15 protein-coding genes are annotated in these 22,581 nt (G+C 40.5%); 7 read left to right on the top strand and 8 right to left on the bottom strand.

The genetic code is table 11. The features are described from left to right. Positions 1-114: 114 nt before the first annotated feature. The 3 genes from IPP86_04400 to IPP86_04390 all read right to left on the bottom strand — a co-directional run bounded on the left by IPP86_04400 (position 115) and on the right by IPP86_04390 (position 2,973). On the bottom strand, positions 115-432 hold the full coding sequence (locus tag IPP86_04400) for a T9SS type A sorting domain-containing protein (protein MBL0137756.1): 318 nt from the start codon (positions 430-432) through the stop codon (positions 115-117). Further along, the gene (locus IPP86_04395; protein ID MBL0137755.1) at positions 383-1,531 is read right to left on the bottom strand and encodes a cytochrome-c peroxidase; all 1,149 of its coding nucleotides are present in this window, start codon (positions 1,529-1,531) and stop codon (positions 383-385) included. Before IPP86_04395 ends, IPP86_04400 begins: the two co-directional genes overlap by 50 nt. Positions 1,532-1,593: 62 nt before the next feature. Further along, a complete protein-coding gene (locus tag IPP86_04390; GenBank protein MBL0137754.1) occupies positions 1,594-2,973 on the bottom strand; it encodes a T9SS type A sorting domain-containing protein in 1,380 nt (459 codons plus the stop codon). 376 nt (positions 2,974-3,349) lie between these two features. Between IPP86_04390 and IPP86_04385 the strand changes: the two genes are divergently transcribed. Both IPP86_04385 and IPP86_04380 read left to right on the top strand, forming a co-directional pair. Beyond that, complete coding sequence (locus tag IPP86_04385; GenBank protein MBL0137753.1) at positions 3,350-4,009, top strand: hypothetical protein; 660 nt, start codon at positions 3,350-3,352, stop codon at positions 4,007-4,009. Positions 4,010-4,061: 52 nt separating this feature from the next. Then, positions 4,062-4,958 (top strand): alpha/beta fold hydrolase, encoded by an 897-nt coding sequence (locus tag IPP86_04380; protein ID MBL0137752.1) that lies wholly within the window; start codon positions 4,062-4,064, stop codon positions 4,956-4,958. A 161-nt stretch (positions 4,959-5,119) separates the two neighbouring features. Here the strand turns inward: IPP86_04380 and IPP86_04375 are convergent, their stop codons facing one another. The 5 genes from IPP86_04375 to IPP86_04355 form a co-directional block, all read right to left on the bottom strand. After that, a complete protein-coding gene (locus tag IPP86_04375; protein MBL0137751.1) occupies positions 5,120-6,829 on the bottom strand; it encodes a glycosyltransferase family 39 protein in 1,710 nt (569 codons plus the stop codon). Positions 6,830-6,972: 143 nt separating this feature from the next. Further along, positions 6,973-7,530 carry a BatD family protein gene (locus IPP86_04370; protein ID MBL0137750.1) on the bottom strand — a complete coding sequence of 186 codons (558 nt, stop codon included), beginning with the start codon at positions 7,528-7,530 and terminating at the stop codon, positions 6,973-6,975. A 222-nt stretch (positions 7,531-7,752) separates the two neighbouring features. Next, positions 7,753-8,856 (bottom strand): Fic family protein, encoded by a 1,104-nt coding sequence (locus IPP86_04365; protein ID MBL0137749.1) that lies wholly within the window; start codon positions 8,854-8,856, stop codon positions 7,753-7,755. 297 nt (positions 8,857-9,153) lie between these two features. Beyond that, the gene (locus tag IPP86_04360; GenBank protein MBL0137748.1) at positions 9,154-9,558 is read right to left on the bottom strand and encodes a hypothetical protein; all 405 of its coding nucleotides are present in this window, start codon (positions 9,556-9,558) and stop codon (positions 9,154-9,156) included. A 152-nt stretch (positions 9,559-9,710) separates the two neighbouring features. After that, on the bottom strand, positions 9,711-10,925 hold the full coding sequence (locus IPP86_04355) for a T9SS type A sorting domain-containing protein (protein ID MBL0137747.1): 1,215 nt from the start codon (positions 10,923-10,925) through the stop codon (positions 9,711-9,713). 277 nt (positions 10,926-11,202) lie between these two features. Here IPP86_04355 and IPP86_04350 point away from each other — a divergent pair, with 277 nt between their 5' ends. The 5 genes from IPP86_04350 to IPP86_04330 all read left to right on the top strand — a co-directional run bounded on the left by IPP86_04350 (position 11,203) and on the right by IPP86_04330 (position 22,459). Next, entirely contained in the window at positions 11,203-12,288 is a 1,086-nt protein-coding gene (locus IPP86_04350; protein ID MBL0137746.1) for an aromatic ring-hydroxylating dioxygenase subunit alpha, read from the top strand. Between the two features lie 71 nt (positions 12,289-12,359). Then, positions 12,360-13,673: an APC family permease gene (locus IPP86_04345; GenBank protein MBL0137745.1), complete on the top strand. Its 1,314-nt coding sequence runs from the start codon at positions 12,360-12,362 to the stop codon at positions 13,671-13,673. A 1,150-nt stretch (positions 13,674-14,823) separates the two neighbouring features. Beyond that, the gene (locus tag IPP86_04340; protein ID MBL0137744.1) at positions 14,824-15,870 is read left to right on the top strand and encodes a hypothetical protein; all 1,047 of its coding nucleotides are present in this window, start codon (positions 14,824-14,826) and stop codon (positions 15,868-15,870) included. 117 nt (positions 15,871-15,987) lie between these two features. Continuing rightward, the gene (locus IPP86_04335) at positions 15,988-17,067 is read left to right on the top strand and encodes a hypothetical protein (GenBank protein ID MBL0137743.1); all 1,080 of its coding nucleotides are present in this window, start codon (positions 15,988-15,990) and stop codon (positions 17,065-17,067) included. 118 nt (positions 17,068-17,185) lie between these two features. Next, entirely contained in the window at positions 17,186-22,459 is a 5,274-nt protein-coding gene (locus tag IPP86_04330; GenBank protein ID MBL0137742.1) for a hypothetical protein, read from the top strand. Positions 22,460-22,581 lie beyond the last annotated feature (122 nt).

Genomic DNA, 22,581 nt, shown 5'->3' with positions numbered 1-22,581 from the left:
GTTTTCTTATTAGCATCGATTCCGGGCGATCAACAAATTATTCGTGCCGGATTGATTTATGTGTTTATCAAGTGTTATAAATTTCAATCATAAGTGATTCGTTTTTTGCTTCACTTATAAAGTCTTCACCAGTTTTAATGTCTTGCTTCTGCCACCCAAGCTAAGATTTATAAAATAAATTCCCGGATCATAAGTAGAAATATCCATCCGATATTTTCCATTGAAAAATATTTTTTGAAAATAAATTCTTGCGCCGGATGAATTAAGTATTTCCAGATCGACTATCTTATCCTGGAAAACTTTGTCAGGATAAATATAAGCATAGTTGTTCGCGGGATTCGGGAAGAGTGAAATTTCCGGGCTGGAAAACTCAGGATTTAGTTCAGTAGGTGATATTGAAAAGGGATCGCTCCATTTGATTTCGGTAGTCATGGTGTGATCGGTTAGGGTTATCAGAAAATTGACAAGGTCGTTTTTCTGGGTTTGAGAAAAAATTGAATTGTCTTGCTACAGGCGTACCTCCGATGGTGTCAATTAAACCGGGAGCTAAATTCATGTGGAGCTGAATTCCTGTACTGTAAAAATCGACGACTTCCTCAAGGCTGGCAAATCGTCCATCATGCATGTAAGGAGCTGTCAGTTCGATATTACGCAGACTAGGAACTTTAAATCTTCCAATATCAGATTGCATGCCTGTTGTTTCATAGAGGCCTAAATCAGTTGTGGAGACCAGGTCCAGGCCATTGCAGGTGACAGCTGCCGGAGTGTTTACAAAGGCTTCCGCGGTGTGACAAATTGAACAATCTCCACCACCATTCAGCTGCGTGTTGAAGAAAATGGCTTTCCCTTGATTTTCAGAGTTGCTGAAATTCGGAAAAGGATCTTCCCGTACATTCACTTGTGCCCTTCCAATGTCGTATTGACTGGTATGGCTCACAATGCTGCGAATGAACTGTGATAATGCCATCGCGATGCGTGATGTTGTGACAGATGAATCTCCAAAAGCATTGGTGAACAAAGCAGCATAGTATGGTTGTTGTTCTACCTTCTGTACCAATTGTGTCAGGGATAATCCCATTTCAACTGAATCCTGAATGGGCATCAGTACCGCGACTTCCATGGAAGAGGCTCTGTGGTCCCAGAACATTTCTCCCCCAAAATGCCAACGTGCATTGGTAATAGTCATGGTATTCCTCCTGGTCAAACCGCCATGAAAACCCTGACTGCGCATGGAACTATCAGAGAATGAAAATTCCTGTTTGTGACAGGATCCACAGGAAATTGAATCGTTCTGACTTAATACTTTGTCATAAAACAATACCCTTCCCAATGTCGCGCCGTCATCAGTAAGTGGATTGTTTGCCGGAGTATTGTCCCAAAAAGTAATATCAAAATTGGGATTTGTAAAATGAGCGGGTAAGTTAAGGTTCACATAGTCATAGGGAACAGGCGGTAAAACAGGAATAGCCAGACTCATCAGCGACAGGACTATTGCCAGCATGAAAAAGACTTTGATGTAGATTTTATTCATTTCCGAAAAATTTAATTGTTAAAAATAATGTCCTGAGTGTTTTTGTTTCAGCAAGAACGGAATTATTGCTTCAGGACTACCATTTTACCTGATGCACATTTCATGTTTTTATCATCGATGCACTGATAGAAATATAATCCCTGTGAAATGGAATTCAGAGCGATTTCCTGATTGCCACTGGTAATCTGACGTGATAGAACGATTCTGCCTGATGCATCTGTTAGTTGAAATGTATATTGTTCTGTGAAATGATTTGAATGAATGGTCGCTTTATCTGATGCCGGGTTAGGAAAAATACTAAACTCCTGATTTTGTATGGGAGAAATTCCAACTGAAATAGTGATGGTTTGACAAACTGTATCCGATGAACAGCCGTTGCAGGCGATCATACAAACATTGTACGTCCCGTCAATTGGGTAGGTGTGCCTTGGATTGGAAATGCCACTTTGGTCGATTACACCATCTCCGAAATCCCAGGTACATGGACCGCCGTGTTGTGAAGTATTTGTAAATTCTACTGTTGAACCGGAGGCAACGTAAGTAAAACCGGCATTCACTTGTGGAGCATCAATAATGGCAGTAGAAGCACTGAAATCAAGGGTGAAGCCTGAAGTTGAACCAAAAGAAAAATTGTTTACCAGAATTGCAAAGGTTTCTCCGGCCAGGACCGGTAATGATGGAGAATATGTTCCAGTTGAACTACCTGAAGGGGTGATTCCTGTAGATCCTCCTACGGATGTTGAGTAATTACATCTTGACATGAAACTACTATCCGTAAAGATCTCATCACAACCGTGATTGGTAATATTGAACACAGCAAAATCAAAATCAGAAATAGAATCATAAGCCTGAAGTAAAAAATTGAGATCACCGGCTGTTTGCGTATTCAATTGGAACCAGGTTGAGTTTTTTTCACCGCTTCCTAAGCAACTCAAAGTTGTATTGATCTCATTCGTCACAGAACCTGTTCCCTGGAATCCTGTACTATACGTGTTAACCATTGAGCAAACTCCGATTCCTCCATCACAATCCTGTTGAAAAAGTGGATTGAGTCCGCAAACTTCAGTATATATTGAAAATGTTCCTGTTGGAGAAGGGCTTTCGGACCAAACCCTGAGCCATATTGTGTCGTTTGGCGTAAGTCCTGTTTCATTAATAAAAGGCATGTCTCCGTTATAGCTTCCATCATCGTTACAATCAAGAAGTACCAGCGAAGAACAAAATCCTGAATACAATGCCATCGCTGCATCCGTTACAGTACCCGGTGCAAGATCAATGGTAAATGCACCTGAAGGAGGGACAAGAAATCTATACCAGATGTCCTGATAGTTTGGATCACCACAATAAGGATCTGGAATACCTGTACTGACAGTAGCTAAATTATTATCAGCTTGTGTAGTAGCATATAAAGGTCCCGGACCTATTGATATAAAAGATTGCATTGCATGGGTCGTCGTTTGCCGGCTGTGCAAAAACTTGTTTTCCTGAAATCAAAAAAATAGAAGAGTGAAAAATATGATTTGAAGATTGTTGGTTTGCTTCATAAGCAGGCCTGTTTATTTGAATTTGGGTATTTACTCGGACTCATAATTACAAAAAAATATTGAGAGGGAGAAGTGCAAAAGAGGTTGTTTTGGTTTCTGAAAATTGACCTAAGCCCAGGTGTCATTCACCAATACTTGGGCCTGATTCGTATAACCGGAATTTCAGGGAATCAGAGGTTGCTGCATGCAATTTTCAATATTTTCTTTCTCTTAAATGATTTCCGTCAATACTGCTGAATTTTAAAACATCTACTTTTGTAGAGGCTAATCTGCAATGAAGAAATATCTGTTTTTTCTAATCCCTCTGTTTATTGTTTCCTGCGCTCCTGAACGCTATGTAAAACCACTCGCACCAAAGCAGCAGGCTGTCGGTGTTTCTCTGGGTGGTCCGCTCTTTAAATTTGGAGAGAATACCATTCCGATGCCATTTCTCACCGCAAATTATGGATATGGTATCGATAGTGCTCTCACAACATTTGGCGCTGTAAATATCACTTCCGCACTCTTCGGGAATGTTCAGCTGGATCTTGGAGCAACACGACAGGTACTGAAGCAGCAAGCGTATATACCGGCTGTTAGTGTTACACCAGTCTTCACTATCATTGCCCGCCCGAAGGCTCCGTTTAAATTGTACCCACAACTGGATGTAAACGCTTTTTGGGAGTATGGAAAACACAAAAATTATTTTTACCTCGGTTTTGGCAACTGGTTTGAACTTTCTTCTAAAAGGACTTTGGATGAAAAGCAAAAAAATCACTGGCTGTTCTTTCCTGTGGTTGGTCATTGTTTCACAGGAAAGAAATGGGATATTCTTCTCGAGACGAAAATCCTTGCTCCGAATTTATCGAATGAGAAATTAGTGGTGGAATATCAGACTCCATTGAAAAATAATGGAGCATTCGGTGTATACATTGGGTGTAGCAGAAAGTTTTAATTCGGAAAAATGAAACAGTGTATAAATGAGATTTAGGATGAAAATAAATGTAATGAGAAGATTATTGCAGTTCAGTCTCCTTTTCCTCGTAATTGGACTGACTTCTTGTCTGCGTCTGGATGATAATCTTTTTAATCAAAATAAATTGTCTCATTATGATCTGGATAAATATACCGGTGAGGTAGACTTTACGCTTTCGTCAGATTATGCTATTCCCGATAGTCTTGTTCATCTTTTCACGTTGAATTCCAAAGGTCCGGATGAGTCCCAGGGCACCGCTATCTACGCTGTATATATTGGTGAAATTGCACGAATTGCTACTGATACTGTTATCATGTATTGTCATGGTAACAGAGATCACATGGATTTCTACTGGCCACGCGCCAAACTGCTTGCCAATACCGGAGGGAAAAACCGGTTTGGAGTCATGATGATTGATTACAGAGGCTTCGGAATGTCTGAAGGTAAACCAACCGAAGATGGACTATATGCTGATGTAGATGCGGCCTTGCAATGGTTGAAATCAAACGGACTAAGCAACAACCGTCTTGTTATTTATGGCTTCAGTATGGGCAGTGCACCTGCGACCAAACTTACTGCTGAGCCGCGCAGTATGAGTGCATCTAAGCTTATGCTTGAAGCTCCCTTCGCCAATGCTGAAACAATGGTTCAGGATGGTTCAGGACTGGCTTTGCCGGGTTCTACCGTTACAGATTTGCAAATCAACAATGCGGAAGAAATTAAATATGTCTCTCAACCTTTTTTCTGGATCCATGGAGAAGACGATGATTTTCTGAACATCGATACGCATGGAGCTATCGTATTTGCAAACTACAATGGATCTTACAAAGAAGCTCATCGCATTCCATCTGCCGGACACAGTACCATTGAAACAACAATGGGATTTAGTTCCTATCTGGAAGCAGTGAAAGCGTTCGTGACAAGGTAGAAGAGGGGTGAAGGACACAATTCGTAGGAAATTTTGATTTGAAAAAAAAATTGTTGATCCAAAGGATCTTAATGAATCTTCATCAGGAAAGTGACTTCGTGCTGTTGAATTCGATTATGCACAGAATTAAATTCAAATAAATATGCGAACCTCTGAGCAACTTAACGACAATATTCTTGTAGCATTTGCCCGGCAGGTTTGCTTCCCAATGAAAATGCATTTTTCCAGTCGGCGCAGGCAGAGGTTGTATCCTTTAAACTCATACTTGACATTCCACGGTTAAACATTGCATCTGCATAGTCCGGTTTCAGGATGATTGCTGAATCCAGATCCTGATGAGCTCCTGCAAAATCACCTTTCATTCCTTTTAATGTGCCTCGACTATAATAAACCAGTGCATTTCCCGGGGATAAAATTCTTGCTTTTTCAAGATCTGCCAATGCAAGATCAAAATTGCCGCTTTGACTGATTGCTTTGGCACGGTTAATATATGTATCGGCGTAATCAGGTTTTAATTTCAAGGATACATCAAAATATTCCATTGCTTTTTTTGTATCTCCTGCATCAGTATAATAACTTCCCAGAAAATAGTATGAAAAAAAGTTTTCCGGACGTTTTGAAATCGCGTATTCGAATAATGATAAATCGTTTTTCCAGATTTCGGTCATGGAATGACTCAAATATGCAAGAACCAAAAAGATAAGAACGATTAGGGTAGTAAATTTACTCCTGAAAGTGTGAATCAGTTCTTTGATTAAAACGCCCGCCAATAAACACAGTCCAATCATTGGCATGTAGGCGTAACGATCTGCAACCAGGTCTCTCCCAAATGGGATAATTTGTAATACAGGGCTGAGTGATATCAAATAAAACGCCAGAGCGAAAAGAAAATAGCGTCGATATGGCCCTGGCTTGATCGCGAAAAAGAGTAAAAGCAAAAGCGTGATGATTGCCGGATATATTTCTCCGGGAAATGAATCACGTTCCAGGTTTGGTATACCATAGGCAGGAGTCAGGCGGAAAGGAAAAATAAAATTATATACGTAGTAGCCGGCACTGAAGATGCTGATCAGTATTTTTTGACCAGCACTGTATGCATCCTGTAAATTCGCAATTGATGCATCTTCTCTGCGAAAATGAAAGGTCAGCCAGGCAAAAATAATCGACACAACAAAGAAGGGTATTTTCTCCAGAATTGTTCGGGTTGTGAGTTTTCGCTTTTCGAAAAAATCAATGACAAAAAGAAGCATCGGGAGAACAATTGCACTTTGTTTGGAAAAGCAAGCTAAAAGAAACCAGGCAAACGCCAGCCAGATCATTTTAATTTCGGTACTCCGTAGATAACGGACATACATTGTAAGTGTCAACAAGATGAAAATTATACTGAATGTTGTACTGCGTGCTGAAACCCAGGCGACAGTTTCAACCTGAATCGGGTGAATTGCAAAAATTGCCGCAGCAAAAAATGCTGACATCCGATCTTTTGTCAAAAGCTGAACAAATCTGTAAAATAGTATGATGGCGATTAAATGTAATAACAGATCTGTAAAATGATAAGAAGCAGGGTTCAGCTGAGTGATCTGGTAGTTCAACCAATATGTTACTTGCGAAATGGGTGTGTAAGCATTCACATAAGGCGTTGATATTAATTTTAGAAATGAAGACCCACTGTGTTCTCTCAATTCCGGATTACTAATGATATTCTGTGAATCGTCCCAGCAAAATCCGTTTGAAAGTGAACCTGAATAAATTAGGAATGTGACAAAAAGAATGAGTGCAAGTCCCCATTTTTCATAAGTGGTATTGATTTTTGAATGAGATGCAGTTTTGTTTTTAACCGATCGTTTTTCCGATGAAGTTTGTTTGGTCATAGAATATTCTGTACCCGGTAAAACGAAGAATTTGAATAATCCTTCTGAGTTTCTTTCTCGAAAGTAGGGATTATTGTTATTTCTCAGTATCTGTTAAGTGATTTCTTTTCCTTGATTGAATAGTTTTGTCAGAGTTTTTTTAATTACTTCAACTTCAATTGAGTGACCTCTTCCTTTGTCAATCCCCTCACAAAATCCCAATTGGGCACATTGTATACTTCTATATAGCCCAGACTGTCACCAACAACATAACGGAGTGTGCCACTTGGTTTTACAAAACTCTCACGGAAACTGTCGATCTGAAGTTTCTTTAATTCTTCCTCACTCAGATTTTCGCCGGAAATTTTCAAAACAATGATTGGTCCCATCTCCGGTTTTCCCTTTATGTAAAAATAAGGTGAGGGAACCCAGATTTCACCAACACGGTTCGCTTTGAGTATATATGTGAGACGATAACTGTTTTCAATCTTCCCGTTGTTGATTGAATAAGAAGTGCTTTTGGATGGTCCTTTTATAATTGTAAATCCATTGCAAATTAGATTTGTGTTGGAATCAACTTCCGCCTTCACTTCAAATTCGACTGTAATTTTTTCTTCGATTTTGTAGTCTTTCTTTTCAGTAAAGGAAGTTACCTTTTGCCCATAAACCATGGTGAAAGAGAAGGCGAGAATAATTAAAGAGCAGAGAGTCTTCGAATTCATGTCATCGTTTTATTTTATGGATATTCTAATCAGTCCGGATAAAGAGAATTTATAGTTAAGAGGCAAATTTATAATTTAATGATCTTCCCAGGGTAGCGGAAATTCTGACTCTGGGTCTTGATTATGAATACTCCCGATGCCAGAGCATCAGATGTTCCTAACCTATAGCAGTATGAATGTTATGCTTTATATCTGGTTATCCTGTTTACTGCAATGAGTTTATTACTCCAACTCTTTCAATAGGTAACTCGTACTCCTGCCACCACTTTCGTTTTTCAATAAAACACCTTGCTCAACGAGATTCTGTATATCGCGCAGTGCTGTATCCTGCGAACATTTAGCAATTTTCGCCCATTTGGAAGTATTTAATTTTCCTTCAAATTTGTCAAGTAGTTTATTGAGTAGGAGCTTCTGTCGTTCGTTCAGAATTTTTGTACCAAGAAATTCCCAATAACGTGCTTTCCTGATCACACCTGCTAGAGTTATCTCGGCAGATGTCAATGATTTGTCATAGCAAAGAAGAAACCATTCAATCCAATCTGAAATGTCCAGGGAGCCTTTCTGTGTTTTTTCAAGAGCATTGTAATAGGATTTGCGCTCGAATCGAATTTGCGCCGACATGCCATAGAATCGTTGGGAAATTCCATCCGCCCGGGAGAGTTGCAGGTCGGCAATCGTTCTTGCCAAACGACCATTGCCATCTTCAAAAGGATGGATGGTTAAAAACCATAGATGGGCTATCGCTGCTTTTATCACCGGGTCGGTTTCATTTTCGGTGTTGAACCACTTCAGAAAAAGGAGCATTTCTTTCGGGACATCTTTTGAGATAGGTGCTTCAAAATGTATTTTCTCACGGCCAACCGCACCGGATACAACCTGCATTGGTTCTTTGTCGTTTGTACGCCATTGCCCGACACGTATTTTTTTCAATCCATTTCTTCCTGTTGGGAATAGAGCTGCATGCCAGGAGAAAAGCCGCTCTTTAGTCAGCCGGCTTTTATAATTCTTTGTCGCATCAATTAAAATTTCTACCAACCCGTCGACATTTCTGTCGCTTGCAATCAATCCGGATACATCCATACCCAACTGTCTTGCTATTGATGAACGCACCTGCTCCTTGTCAAGAAATTCACCTTCGATCTCGCTCGTTTTTAGAGCTTCAACAATCATCGTTTGAAGAACCGCTTCCGACTGTAATGAAAAACCGAGGCTTTCCATTTTGCCAATCAATCTGCCCGCACGATACCGGATAGGGGCGAGGTGTTCTGCAATTTTTAGCTGATCCCATTGAAAGTTGGGCCAGCCTTTTCGTTCGTAGATATACATATTAATCTCCGCAAAATATACGGCGAATATAAGTCATATTCTCCGCATTGTCAAATTAATCACCGTATAATATGCGGTGATTAGGAGGGTTAATCTCCGCAAATGCTTAAAATTGATTGGAAAGTCGATATCAATATTTTCTTGTTGTAGAAATCGTTTGATTAGAGTTTTTGCCGGAGACTAAATTCCGGATTCATTTGAAAGCTGAATATGAAAGATGGGATAACAGTGATTTAGCGAAATCCATTTCTTTTTCCTTTCAACTAAGAATGAGCGGATTCTATACAGTACTATAATTTACTCAATTCCATAAATCACATACCCGCATTGTAAATTCGTATTATCCCTTGATTCCGTCCCCAAAATATTTGCAAAATACAATTGGCTCCCCGGACTTAATGCGGCAATTCTACTCTTAATTTCAGGGGTAATCAGGTTGCCTTTACAAAGATGCTTTATCGTATCACCCTTTTCAACGATGTACAATTCAAATGTATTGATAGTGACATCAATGATATTTTTATGTTCGTCAATAACAAATACTACTAAGGCGTTTGCTGTGATGGCTTCATCTTTTGTAAGCGCTGACTTAGTAATTAATTTGTCGGAAGTGATAAGTGCTTTTTGTATTTTATACGGGAGCTCTGCTTTGGAAGAACACAATGTGCCGAATAGCATAAGAAAAATCCATATTTGTTTCATGTTGAATAGGTTTGGAAATTGTTTTGGTGCTTTCTTATCGATTAAAAAAATTAGACAGGTACCTGAAGGTCTGCCGCTCAGTGACGAACTAAAAGTATTTTATAGTTAATCTTGAATTTCTTGTGAATTGGATTTTATTTCCGGTATCGACATTACTCAATCAAAACTTTTGTTGACCATGAATCCTCGCCCTCATTCACTAGTAAAAAGTACATCCCTGCATTTAACAAGGGAGTAAATGTGTGCTCAGTTCCTGTAAACGATGTGGAAAATACTTTTTGTCCGATGGTATTAAACATATTTATTTCACCGTTCTGAATGAATTTATTCATATGAAAGGAAAGTTCTCCCTTTGTTGGATTAGGATAGGTAATGAGCATTTCAGGTGATATGATGCCACCACCACTCCGTCCTGTATATTTTAATATTCTTCCTCCAGCCCCAACAGCATAACCTACCGTATCATTAGCGAAATGAATTGAATAGATTGTTGCACCTGCATCTTGTGTAATCCAGCTGCTTCCTCCGTCTGTTGTATGCAGTATTTTTCCCGGAGAAAATGAACTTTGAAATGTAGAAATATAACCGGTGTCTTTTGAAGTGAAATACATACTTTGAATTATTTCATCGGTTGTGGGAAGACTAATTATTCCCCATGAATTTCCATAATCTGTTGTTTTATAGAGTTTGTCAGGATATGCTCCGGCATATCCAACAGCCCTTGTTGGAAAGTGAATGGAAGTGAAAGGGCCACCAAAACACAACTGTTGAACAGTGGAACATCCGTTAGATGTTCTGTAAATATTCAGTCCATCGTAGCCGACAATAAATCCAACATCTCTGCCTGGAAACGAAATACATGAAGAGTGTGGGGCTCCCATAAATGGATCATAGACCCAGGAAACTTCATTCCAGGTAATCCCGCCATCTGTAGTTCTGATAAAAAACAAGGTGTCATTCTCAGTAGTATGAAATCCACATGTGTAGCCTGTATTTTTATCTGAAAAGGAAATGGCGCCAAGAAACGTGAAGTTTGTAAAATGTTTTTGGACGGACCAGTTCAAACCGCCATTTGTGGTCTGAATGATTTCTTGATTTGCTGTTATCGCATAACCTGTATCAGACGATGTAAAATAGAAGAATACGATTGGAAATATTGACGGTATTCTATTCCAATCATTTCCTCCATTAGTCGTTTTCAATAGTGAATCCGGCATATTCCAATCTACTACATAGCCGGTATCTTGTGATGGAAAGAAAACTTGTGTTAAAAATCCATTACCACCGGAATTTTGTGGTATCCATTGGGCCATACATGGTAATACGTATAGGAAAGTAATGACAAGTGTGATTAATAATTTTTTCATATAAAAAATGAGGTTGTACTTCGTGATCCTAATACTAATGTAGACAATTCATTTGGACGAACCAATTATCCGGAATTCATTGAGTTTGTGCTAAAAGTTGACATTCTTTTTCCGTTTTTATAATCCAAACGCACATTCCTTCGGCATGAACATGTTGCTGTACAAAAGAAGTGTAGGGGAAGATTTATTCTGATGAGTTCAAAATTATTGATTCTGAAGGAATGGAACAGTAGCACTTTCATTTTCTTTCTTAAATTGCCCTCCTCAAGCAAGTTTTATGCACGATTTCAATGTGGATCCCGATATCACCAGGGCCAAAACGATCCATTCAGATGTTTACACAAGTAAGAAAGTGTTTTCTCGCTGCCGGGAGAATATATTTGCTCCTTCCTGGCAGTTTGTTGGCAGCACCGAGCTGGTTAACCGTCCGAACGATGTGCATCCCTTCATTCTGTTGCCGGGCTACCTGGATGAACCACTGGCTCTGACACGCGATAAGGAGGATAAAGTTCACTTGCTTTCGAATGTTTGTACACATCGTGCTAATCTGGTAACAGAAAAATCATGTTCAGTTCCTAAGTTGAGATGCAGATACCATGGCCGGACATTTTCCCTTGATGGAAAACTTCAGTCTATGCCGGAATTTTCTGAAGTAAAAAATTTCCCTTCAAAAGAAGATGATTTGCCAACTCTGCCTTTGTTTCAATGGGGCAAATGGTTGTTTACATCCCTGGAGAATAAATTTTCTCCTGAAGTGTTTTTTGCAGACATGATGAAGCGTGTCAGCTGGATGCCAGTCGATGATTTTGTTTATCGCCCCGATCTTACCCGTGAATTTCATGTAAAGGCGAACTGGGCTTTGTATTGTGAAAACTACCTCGAAGGTTTTCACATTCCATACGTTCATCCTGCTTTGAATGCATTGATCGACTACGAAGGGTATACAACTGAACTGTTTTTCCCCTATTCCAGTTTGCAAATCGGATTGGCCCGCAAAGGTGAAGGATGTTTTGATTTGCCACCAACTTCACCTGAATACGGAAAGCATGTCGCGGCTTATTATTTTTGGGTCTTCCCGAACATGATGTTTAATTTTTATCCCTGGGGGCTGTCGGTCAATATTGTAAGTCCTTTGAGTGTAAATGAAAGTAAAGTTACCTTCCTTAGTTTCGTTTGGGATGCTTCAAAATTGAATACCGGTGCCGGCTCTGCTCTCGATAAGGTTGAGCTGGAAGACGAAGAAATTGTAGAGAATGTTCAGAAAGGTGTTCGGTCAAGGTTTTATACGCAGGGAAGATATTCCGCGAGCAAAGAATTGGGAACGCATCATTTTCACCGAATACTAGGTGAATTTTTGAAATGAATTTTTGAAATGAATTTTGTGATGAGTTTTTGATTGCCTCTTTGTTGATTTTTATTTTATAATTTGAATTTATGTCCCACGATAGTAGCAATGAAGGATTAAAACGTGTCATTGGTGTGCCCGGTTTGGCAGCGACTGTCATTAACTTTTCCATTGGTGCCGGAATTTATGCTCTTCCCGCACTAATAGGATTACAATTAGGAATCGCTTCTGTTCTGGGATATGTACTTTGCGGAATCATGTTCGCCGCTATCATGTTTTGTTATGTGGAAATCGGAAGTCGTGTTAAAACTTCCGGCGGCTCTTATGCATACGTAGAAAATGCATTTGGTCCCTTCGCGGGTTTTATTGTGAACTGGCTTTTCTTTTTTGGATGGAGTATCTTATCAGACGCTGCTTTAATGAATATTGTCGCGGATTCTTTATCGGTTCTATTTCCTGTTTTTACCGGAAGTCTCATGCGTGCATTATTGTTCGCAGTTCTACTTGGACTGATGATTTTCGTGAACGTTCGTGATGCGAAGAATAGCGTTCGGTTTGTAGAACTGGTGATGGTAATAAAACTATTACCCTTGCTGGCCATAATACTTTTTGGTTTTACACATATACAAATGAGTAATCTGCACATGGAACATTTTCCTTCATTAAAAGCATTTAATGATACCGCACTCATTTTGTTTTTTGCATTGGCCGGATTTGAATCTTCACTTAGTGTTAGCGGCGAAATCAAGGATCCGAAGCGAACTGTCCCGCGAGGTATTTTGCTGGGTGGATTAGCTATGTTCAGTATTTATGTCCTGATTCAAATCATTACACAGGGAGTTTTGGGTGCTGAAATGAGCACTTACAAAGACACTCCTCTTGCCGGTATCGCAGGCAGGATTGCAGGAACAACCGGTGTAACCATTATGCTCTTTGCGGCTTCTCTGTCCGGTTTAGGTGCTGTAAATGGTGATGTATTGGCAACACCCCGACTATTATTTGCAGGATCAAAAGACGGTTTATTTCCAAAGTACTTAGGAAAAGTACACCCAAAATTTGCCACGCCGCATCTGGCGGTCATCACTTTTGCTGTCCTGATATTTGTTTTCGCTGTTTCCGGTGGATTCAAACAACTGGCTGTACTTGCAAGCGGAGCACTGCTGTTGATTTATCTCGCTGTAGTCCTGGCAACAATAAAACTTCGTGGTAAGAAGGAGGAGGAAGGCGCTGAAAAACCTTTCAAAGCACCCGCCGGTTTACTCATTCCGGGTATTGCAATAGTTGCTATCCTGTATGTATTTTCTAATCTAAGCCGGAATGAATTATTGTCAATCTTTGGGTTTGTGGGTGTTGTGTGTGTGATTTATTGGGTGATGAGGAGATTCAAACCGGAATCGACTTGAATTAATAGTATATAAAATTCAAATCCCAGTCGACAAAGAATGTTATTCACTTACCTGGAAAGCAAAACTCAGGTAAAAAGCACGAGCGATCGCCCGTTCAACGTAATCCTCAAATCAGGTAGATCAGAGTTCAGATGACATCGTCTGAACTGAGATTTACCTGATTTTTTGATTTTACATATTGTTGTATTCTTAATGTTCATAATCATATTTTTTCATACCGATGTAATGGAAGGCCCAATTTCACCTTCTTTTGGTTTGCATTACCACTTCAGGGCAATCCGAAAATCAATTAAATAAAAGTTCAGAAACTTTTAATTCGCACAGATTATGGGTAAGGTATTTTTGAGAAATTCTTCGAAGCGGTAGCAACCATCATAGAAATAAACTTTTAACAGGAAACATATCCTGAGCAGCAGGAAATGATTTTTGAAAATCTTCGTACCGGTTTTGGTCATATCCTTCGCAGCGGGGCAGTTGAGGCGAAGTCGGCTTGTAGGGTCGAATACAGGAAGAACACATGTTGATCGGAGGGAGTTAAAGGTCCGGACTAAAGAAAAACGCCTAAAAACCACCAAAAGGGCTTGTTCTCTGACGTTGTAGAGATCAGGTTCTGATGGGTGGCTGTTTTAATGCTTAGGACATTTCCGAATTTTATCTAGTGTTAAATGTCGGACTAAAAGAGCAAGTGCTTTTAAGCTTAATGGGAATTTACTATTGATAACTTGAAATATTCCCCTTGTAGAATTTGATTTACCCCTTCAACCGGGTAATTAATCAGAAATGAACTGATTTAAGTGAAATTTCAAGCATTATTGTTTTGTACATATTCGAATTATTATATATTTGTATTGTATCGAATATAAGCTGAATAGCCCGTCATTGCTGAGTTGTACAGTGGTCTTCCATTTAAGACCGGATTTTTGGTAAAGCAAATTGTTTTATTTTTTGAAAATAGGGTAAGCTAATTAAACCACTGTTTAATACACTAAACTGGATAAAATTTCGAATTGAAGTATTCTGATTTTTGAAATATCGTCTGGTTAGTATAATTTATATAATTGTTCCGTAGGGAGCTCACTGTATTGCAACTGTGTTTTCACTACTAACGTTATCTATAATTGGTAATTGAATCATCTTAAAAGGAGCCATGAAAAAATTCTATACACTGTCATTCTTGTTTCTTTGTTCTGCACTTCACACATTCGGAACCGTTCGGACGGTGAGTAATCATTCTGCTCTAGGTTCACAATATTCCACTTTGCTTGCAGCATACACTGCTGCTGCAGATGGCGATACCTTGCTTTTGGAGGGAACGGATATTCCCTATGAGTATGGAAGCGGCTCACAGTATTGGACCAAAAATCTTACTGTAATTGGGATTGGAATAAATTCACAAAAGGACAACTACAAAAAGTCCATTATTCATGGCACCTGGAGTGGAACATTTAAAATATCGGGTTTGGGGTCTCGGTTTTATGGAATTGTTTTTGAAACAGTAATTGATGGAAGGAATAGTTCTAATTTATCTTTCTATAATTGCCTGTTCAAGCAGCCCGTTGTTTTTCAAAGTCCTGGCCCGAATTGTTCATTTGTCAATTCCGTATTTGAAAGTACTGATGATGATATTCAGGTTGTATCTGATGCGCAAAGTCCGATATCATTAATAAGTTGTATTGTTAATGGAAGCATTGTGGATTATAATCTTTATCCTGAGGATCATCCTTGGTCCATTGAAAGTTGCTTGTTTTTATTTTCTGGCAGGTGTGTTTCTACTTTATTGGTTAATTCTACTATTGAGAATTCAATATTCATGAATAGTTCAGATCCGTTCGCCGGACATGTGAATACAATTTCCCATAATATTTTCAGGTTAGCCGTAAATCTAACAAGCAATTGTTCAGGTTGTCAGTTAATAAGTAACCTTGACAACACCAACCCCAATTTCGTAAACTATACACCTGGAAATTTATATTCTCCTACTGACGACTACCACATTTACCCCACCTCGCCCGCCAAAGGAGCAGGGGTAGGCGGTGTAGATATTGGCCCGCACGGAAGTGCTACTAACTTCAGTGAAACCGGAGAAGTTCTGATCAATCCCATTGTTCGTTCCTTGATTAACAGCACTCCGAATATTGCTCCCGGTGGAACTCTGAATATTGAGATTCATGCAACCAATCCGAATGATCATTAAGAGTATTTTTTTAATGGAAGATTGAGAAATCCCAAGTAGAGATTTACGAAGCAATTTATAAATTCGACATAAGCAGAAAAGTTAAACTGAAAATATTAATTAATAAAAAATAATCCAATGAATAAATTACTTACACTATCTGTTCTATTTCTGCTTTTCACCTTTTGCTCGTTTGGTCGGGTCATTACGGTGAGCAATCACCCGATGATGGGTTCGCAGGATTCAACGCTTGTTCAGGCATATAGTGATGCATCAATCGGTGATACCTTGCTGTTGGAAGGAACAGATATACCTTATGAGTTTGGAGGAGATTTAGATCCCTGGAATAAATCACTGGTAGTAATTGGAATTGGGATTAACCCTCAAAACGGAGTTTCAAAAAGATCAATTGTTAAAGGCCGTGGCTCGTTTTCATTTTATTTGGGACCCAACGCGAGCGGGTCGAGATTTTATGGATTGGCTTTTGAAACTAACGTAGAAACGAATACGCTAACGGGCGCTCATTACAGCAATGTGTCATTTTATAATTGTTTCTTCCATGCCCGTTTTCAAATAAATGGCCAGCTGGGTGCTGAGGTTCAGTCTTTCTCTTTTATAAATTCAATATTTGAAAGCTCATTGGGAAATATTATACTTCCCGGTTCCGGTAATTCAGTATTGATAGAAAACATATCAATAGTTAGTTGCGTCTTTAACGGCACTATTTCGGGTAACAATGACAATGCATTTACTGTAGATCATTGTCTTTTTCTAAGTCCGAATAGTTTTATCAATTTAGTGCACCATGGCATTTTTAAGAATTCAATATTTATGAATTCCTCCAGCCCATGTTCCTCTTGTTATTTCGTAGTCTTTTACAACAACATTTCAAGGTTGTCGAGCAGTTCAAATTTGCAACAGTTTAATAATATTGTCATGAATAATATTGATAATGTAGATCCCAAACTTGCAAACTATACTGCCGGTAATTTGTATTCACCAACTGATGACTACCATCTGTTGCCAATTTCTCATGCAAGAGGTGCAGGGTTGGATGGCGGTGACCTTGGGCCGCACGGGAGTACTACGCATTTCAATGAATCCGGAGAAGTGCTGATCAATCCGATTGTTCGATCGCTGATTATTTCCAATCCGAATGTTACTCCAAGTGGCACCTTGGATATTCAGATCAATGCGACCAATCCCAAAGACAATTGATTCGAAGAGAGAAAAAATATTCAACGTCGTTTGGAGAAGATAGGATAAAGAGCCAGGCAGCTGTTCGCCAACCGGCAAAACCCGCACGATTCCAAGGGCTTATTAAATTTTACACATCATGAATTCAAGATACTTTATTTGGCTGATTATTTTAAGTGTATTGTATCAATTCAGCTATGCGCAAAATTCCACTCAGATTACAGCTGTTCAATATTATTTTAATACGGATCCGGGAGTGGGTGTGGCAGGCAATGGAAGTATACTCAATGTAGGCCCTGTGCGGAATTATTCAGCTACGCTTTCCATTCCGGTGCCGGGATCGCTTTCCGGATTTAATAACCTATATGTACGTGCCAAAGACCAGTCTGGACGCTGGAGCATTGCGGAAAGAAGTTTGTTTTATGTTACAACACCCGGACTTGCGATTGACATGGACACGTACCAGTATTATTTTGATACTGATCCGGGTGTAGGCGTTTCCGGAAACGGGAGTGTCGTTTCGATGAATCCGGCCTCTGTGTTTAATCAGCCCTTGACCATCTCAGTTCCTGGTACGCTTACGGATGGGTATCATAACCTCTACATGCGAACGAGAAATGTCAATGGTCAATGGAGTATCACAGAGCGAAGTTTGTTTTATGTTCGCACAACGAGTTCTGGAAATCCAATTGTCGCCTATCAATATTATTTTGATACAGATCCCGGAGTAGGAATTGCTGGAAACGGGAATGTTGTTTCTGTTAGTCCGACGACTTCCTACGAACAAAATATTAGCATTCTCATTCCTAATTCCCTTGCCGGAGGATTTCACAACCTGTATGTACGCACGCAGGATGGGACAGGTCACTGGAGCATTATCGAACGAAGTTTGTTTTACGTGGGAGAAAACAACACTTCGCAACAGGTGGTGGCACTCGAGTATTATTACGACAATGATCCGGGAGTTGGAAATGGTATGGATATTCCTGTTACTGCTTCTTCTGATCTTAACATTACGACGAATCTGTCGACGACAGGTTTGACCAAGGGTTCACACATTGTTTATATCCGGGCGAAGGACAATGCGGGCAGATGGAGCATTATTGAAAGAAATTCCCTGAACATTGAAAATAGTATTTCCGTACCGGTCATCACTCCTGCAGGACCTTTTACGCTTTGCCAGGGTTTATCAATTACACTTTCAGTTGTCCCGGAAGTTGGCGTCTCATTTCAATGGCTTTTGAATGGTAGCCCAATAACAGGAGAAACGTCACCCAGTTTGTTGATTTCTCAAGCAGGTGATTATTCAGTAACAGCAACCTCCGGGATTGAAGTGCTAACCTCTTCTGTTGTCACGGCAACAATGGCTGCTGGTACTGCCCAGACCTATTACGCTGATGTCGACGGTGACGGTTACGGAAATCCGCTGTCATCGGTATTGGCCTGTTCCCCTCCTTCAGGGTATGTAACTAACAACACGGACTGTTATGATACGAATCCGTATGCTCACCCGGGTGCAACAGAAATCTGCGGAAACGGCGTTGATGATGATTGCGATGGACTGATTGACAATACAACGGTACAAATAAGTGCTGTGGGTCAGGGTAAAATTTGCTCCGGTTCTACTGTAATTTTGGGATCAAGTTATGACGGGGGGAACGCATTGTCATTTTCCGGTATGGGTTATGTTTCAATGCCGGATGTTGCGAATATAAATTCATATACCATTGAATTTTGGTTTAATCCGGATGCCGATTACAATGCTTCGAATACCACAGCAATGTATCTGTATGAAAGGAGCGAAAATTCAGGTGCGGGTACTCAAATTTATTTTGATAATCAAAACTATCCTGGAGGACATTTGATTTTTAAAATTCAAAATAATTTTCTGGACCGTACCGCCTTACTCTCCGTTCGTAATAACTGGTCTGCCGGTACATGGTATCATGTGGCAGTGACGTATGCGAACAGTACCGGTGAAATGAAGATGTATGTCAATGGAGTTATGGAGAGTTCGACAGTCCGTACGGGAACCTATTCAAGTGGTTCATTTGTATCGCAGGCTATAGGTAACGGCGATAACGTTACTGCTTTTCATGGCCGTATGGATGAATTCCGTCTCTGGAAATATGTGAGAACAGCGAATGATATCAGCTCTAATTATAACAAAGCTGTCCCTTATAGCAGCAGCGATTTAAAAGTGTATTACAATGCAGAGAGTTTTGCTTCTCAGCATGTGAATGACGTGTCGGGGAACGGGTATAACGGATATTTGCAATTTGGAAGTGGAAGCTGGTCTGTTCCTTCCACCGCGCCGATTGAATACGCATCCTATTCATGGTCTACCGGAGATACGACTTCGACCACTACAGTTTCCGTTTCCGGTGTTTATACGCTGGAGGTGATGACTTCTGCGGGTTGCTCCGCATCAGCTTCCGTTACTGTAGAAGATGGTGTCGTGCCTGCTCCGGTAATTACACCTTCCGGGTCAACCACGTTTTGCGCAGGAGGCAATGTGAATCTATATACGAATTACAGCAATTCTAATGCTCTTTCATTCGATGGGGTGAATGATTATGTTGCGATCCCATCCAATCCACTCTTGGCCCTCCAGGATTTTACACTTGAGTACTGGGTACGGACTTTTTCTCAGGCGGGTTATGAACGAATTACTTCAGAAGACAATGATGCTTTTGAAACAGCAACCAGTGGTACAGATTTCAAAGTATACGGCGGACAGTTTGGGTTTGGATGGACTACGGTAGCTTCCGCCAGTCCGAATACATGGACGCACATGGCCTATGTCAGGAATGGCAATGTCTTCTCAGTTTACCAAAATGGCATTCAGGTCTTCTCCGCTCCTTGTAACCAAACTCCATTAAATCCGCATTGGAACCTGGGAGGCCGATGGGGCGGAAATGGAGAATACGCTCAAGTGGATCTGGCGGAGTTCAGAGTGTGGAGTGTGGCAAGAAGCGCGTCTGAAATATCTTCTAATTACAATCACAACGTTTCCCCCACAAGTTCCGGCCTGCTGATGTATTACAATTTTGCTTCGGGCACCGGGACGACCGCCATCGATGCTACGCCAAATGGCATCAATGGGACCATACAAAATGGCCCGCAGTATTTATCCATTCCTTCAGGTTTGATAGGAGCATCCGGAACTGGTTATTCGTATCTCTGGAGTACAGGCTCAACTGAAGCTATGCTGAGTGTAAGTGCAACAGGAACCTATTCTGTAGTGGTCACAAATTCTGATGGATGTTCGGGCACGAGCTCCGTTTTAACGACTATGGTGAATGAAAATCCCATTGTTTCTATTTCTCAAGACAGAACAGTTGTTGACTGTAGGGATGATCTGGGCCGCATGACCGTCAAGGGAGCCGCATTAATTCTTCATGGACCGGGTCAGAGTGGAACTTCAGGGAACTGGTTTGATTTCTCCAACTTCACTGTTGAGATGTGGGTAAAGCCGGAAACTGTTCAGTCCGACCTGGCTACATTGGTTTCAGTTTATTCTCCTACCGGCTTGAAATGGTCTTTGCAACAGAACACTACCGGGATCCTTCCTGCTAACACCTATTTCATAAATGTAGATGGGCTCACGTTGGATACCTTTGTGCTCACTCCCAATGTCTGGCAGCATATCGCGTTGACAAAAAATAATTCTGATCTTTCTATTTTTGTTGATGGAACATTAATTGTTTCAGGAACTGTTCCGTCCAATTATTCTTTTCATTACCCGAATCACGACAGTCAGTTCATCCTTGGATTGGATCCTGTCAACAACACGAATTCTTATTGGAACGGAGCGGTGGATGAACTGAGGGTGTATGAAGGAGCGATTTCTTCGGGACGGATTTTGAGTGAAATGTATTCTTCCGTTGACCCTAATGTTTCGGATATGCGTGCTTATTACAAAATGGATTTTACAAGTACCAGTGTTCAGGGTGACGATGGTCCATTTGGTCATCACCTTATGTTTAGCGTCGTTACGCAAATGGAATTTCCAAGTACAGCTCCGGTGAATTCCTACACGAATATTCTTTGGTCAACCGGAGAAACTATGAACAGCATCATTACTCCTGTGACGGGTACATATAGTGTGACCGTGAGCAGTGGAAATGGTTGCACGGCATCAGCTTCCATGGATATGGAAATAGATATGGCTCAAATCCCCGCTCCCGTGCTGTTTACCGCACTTACCGCACCATGTAACAACTCCCAGGTATCCTTAACGACTGTTGGAAACAGTTTGCAATTAAATGGCTCCAGCCAGTTTGCGAATCTGGGAAACTGGTTCAATTACCAAAATTTTACCATAGAGATGTGGGTAAAACCGGGAAGTACGCAGATGCCTTATGCTGATATCCTTGATAATAATCATGGGCTCAACCAGAACTGGGTATTACAGCAAAGCGGAACGACTGCGAATAATTATTATTTCTATCTGAGCGGTCAAAACACTCCGGGCTTTCAACTGGCGGCGAATACATGGCAACATCTTGCAATTGTAAAATCACAAAGTAAGATCAGGGTGTACATCAATGGATCTATAGCGATTGATTATGCGCTTCCTGCAAATTTCACAATTAATTATTCGAACCCTTTGCTACACCTGGGGCGTTTGACTTCTTCATCCGATCGTTTTTGGAATGGTTTGTATGATGAAGTCAGGATGTATGATTATCCACGGGCTCAAAGTGAAATACTATATGAGATGTACTATTCCGTTCCTGCCTCCAATGTTCATTTGAAGGCGTATTACCGCATGGACGAAATGGATGGAATGTCCATTCATGATATATCTTCCAATGCGCACAATGGACTCTTGTATAACGACCCGGTATTCAACATTCCCTCCACGGCTCCCATTAACTATTTCAGTTCGTACTTATGGTCAACCGGAGAAACAACTTCAACAATAACCGGTCAGGTAGGGACTTCGTATTCTGTGACAGTAACTAATGTCATTGGCTGCAGTATGACCAGCGATCTGGTTGTAGCGGATAACCCGGGACTGAATCCCGCGGCCATTCCGACGCCGGAAATATTTTCCACTGATTATACACCCTGCACGCCAGGCATGGCAACCTTGTCCACCGTTGGAAATAGTTTGCAGCTGAATGGTACGGATCAATATGCGGAGTTTGGAAATTGGTTTAACTACCAGAATTTCACGATTGAGATGTGGGTAAAACCAGGTGCGACCCAATTACCCTTCACGGATATTATTGAAAACAACCATGCGTATGGTGCGAACTGGGTTTTGCAGCAATGGCCCGGCAACACGAATATGTACTTTTTTTTATATATGTGGTCAATCCACATCAGGAATTCAGCTGACTGCCGGTGTCTGGCAGCATCTCGCACTGGTAAAATCACCCTCGAAAATAGAGGCTTATATTAATGGGGTTTTGGTAACATCGTTTAATTTACCTGCTAATTTTGTCATTAATTACCTAAACCCCGAGCTTCGCCTGAGTAAGTATGGGAATTATTCTGACCGATACTGGAATGGAGAGCTTGATG

The sequence above is a fragment of the Bacteroidota bacterium genome (assembly GCA_016720935.1).
Classification (GTDB): Bacteria; Bacteroidota; Bacteroidia; order AKYH767-A; family 2013-40CM-41-45; genus JADKJP01.
Note: the sequence above shows the minus strand (reverse complement) of the source record. Positions and strands in the feature narration are given on the sequence as shown.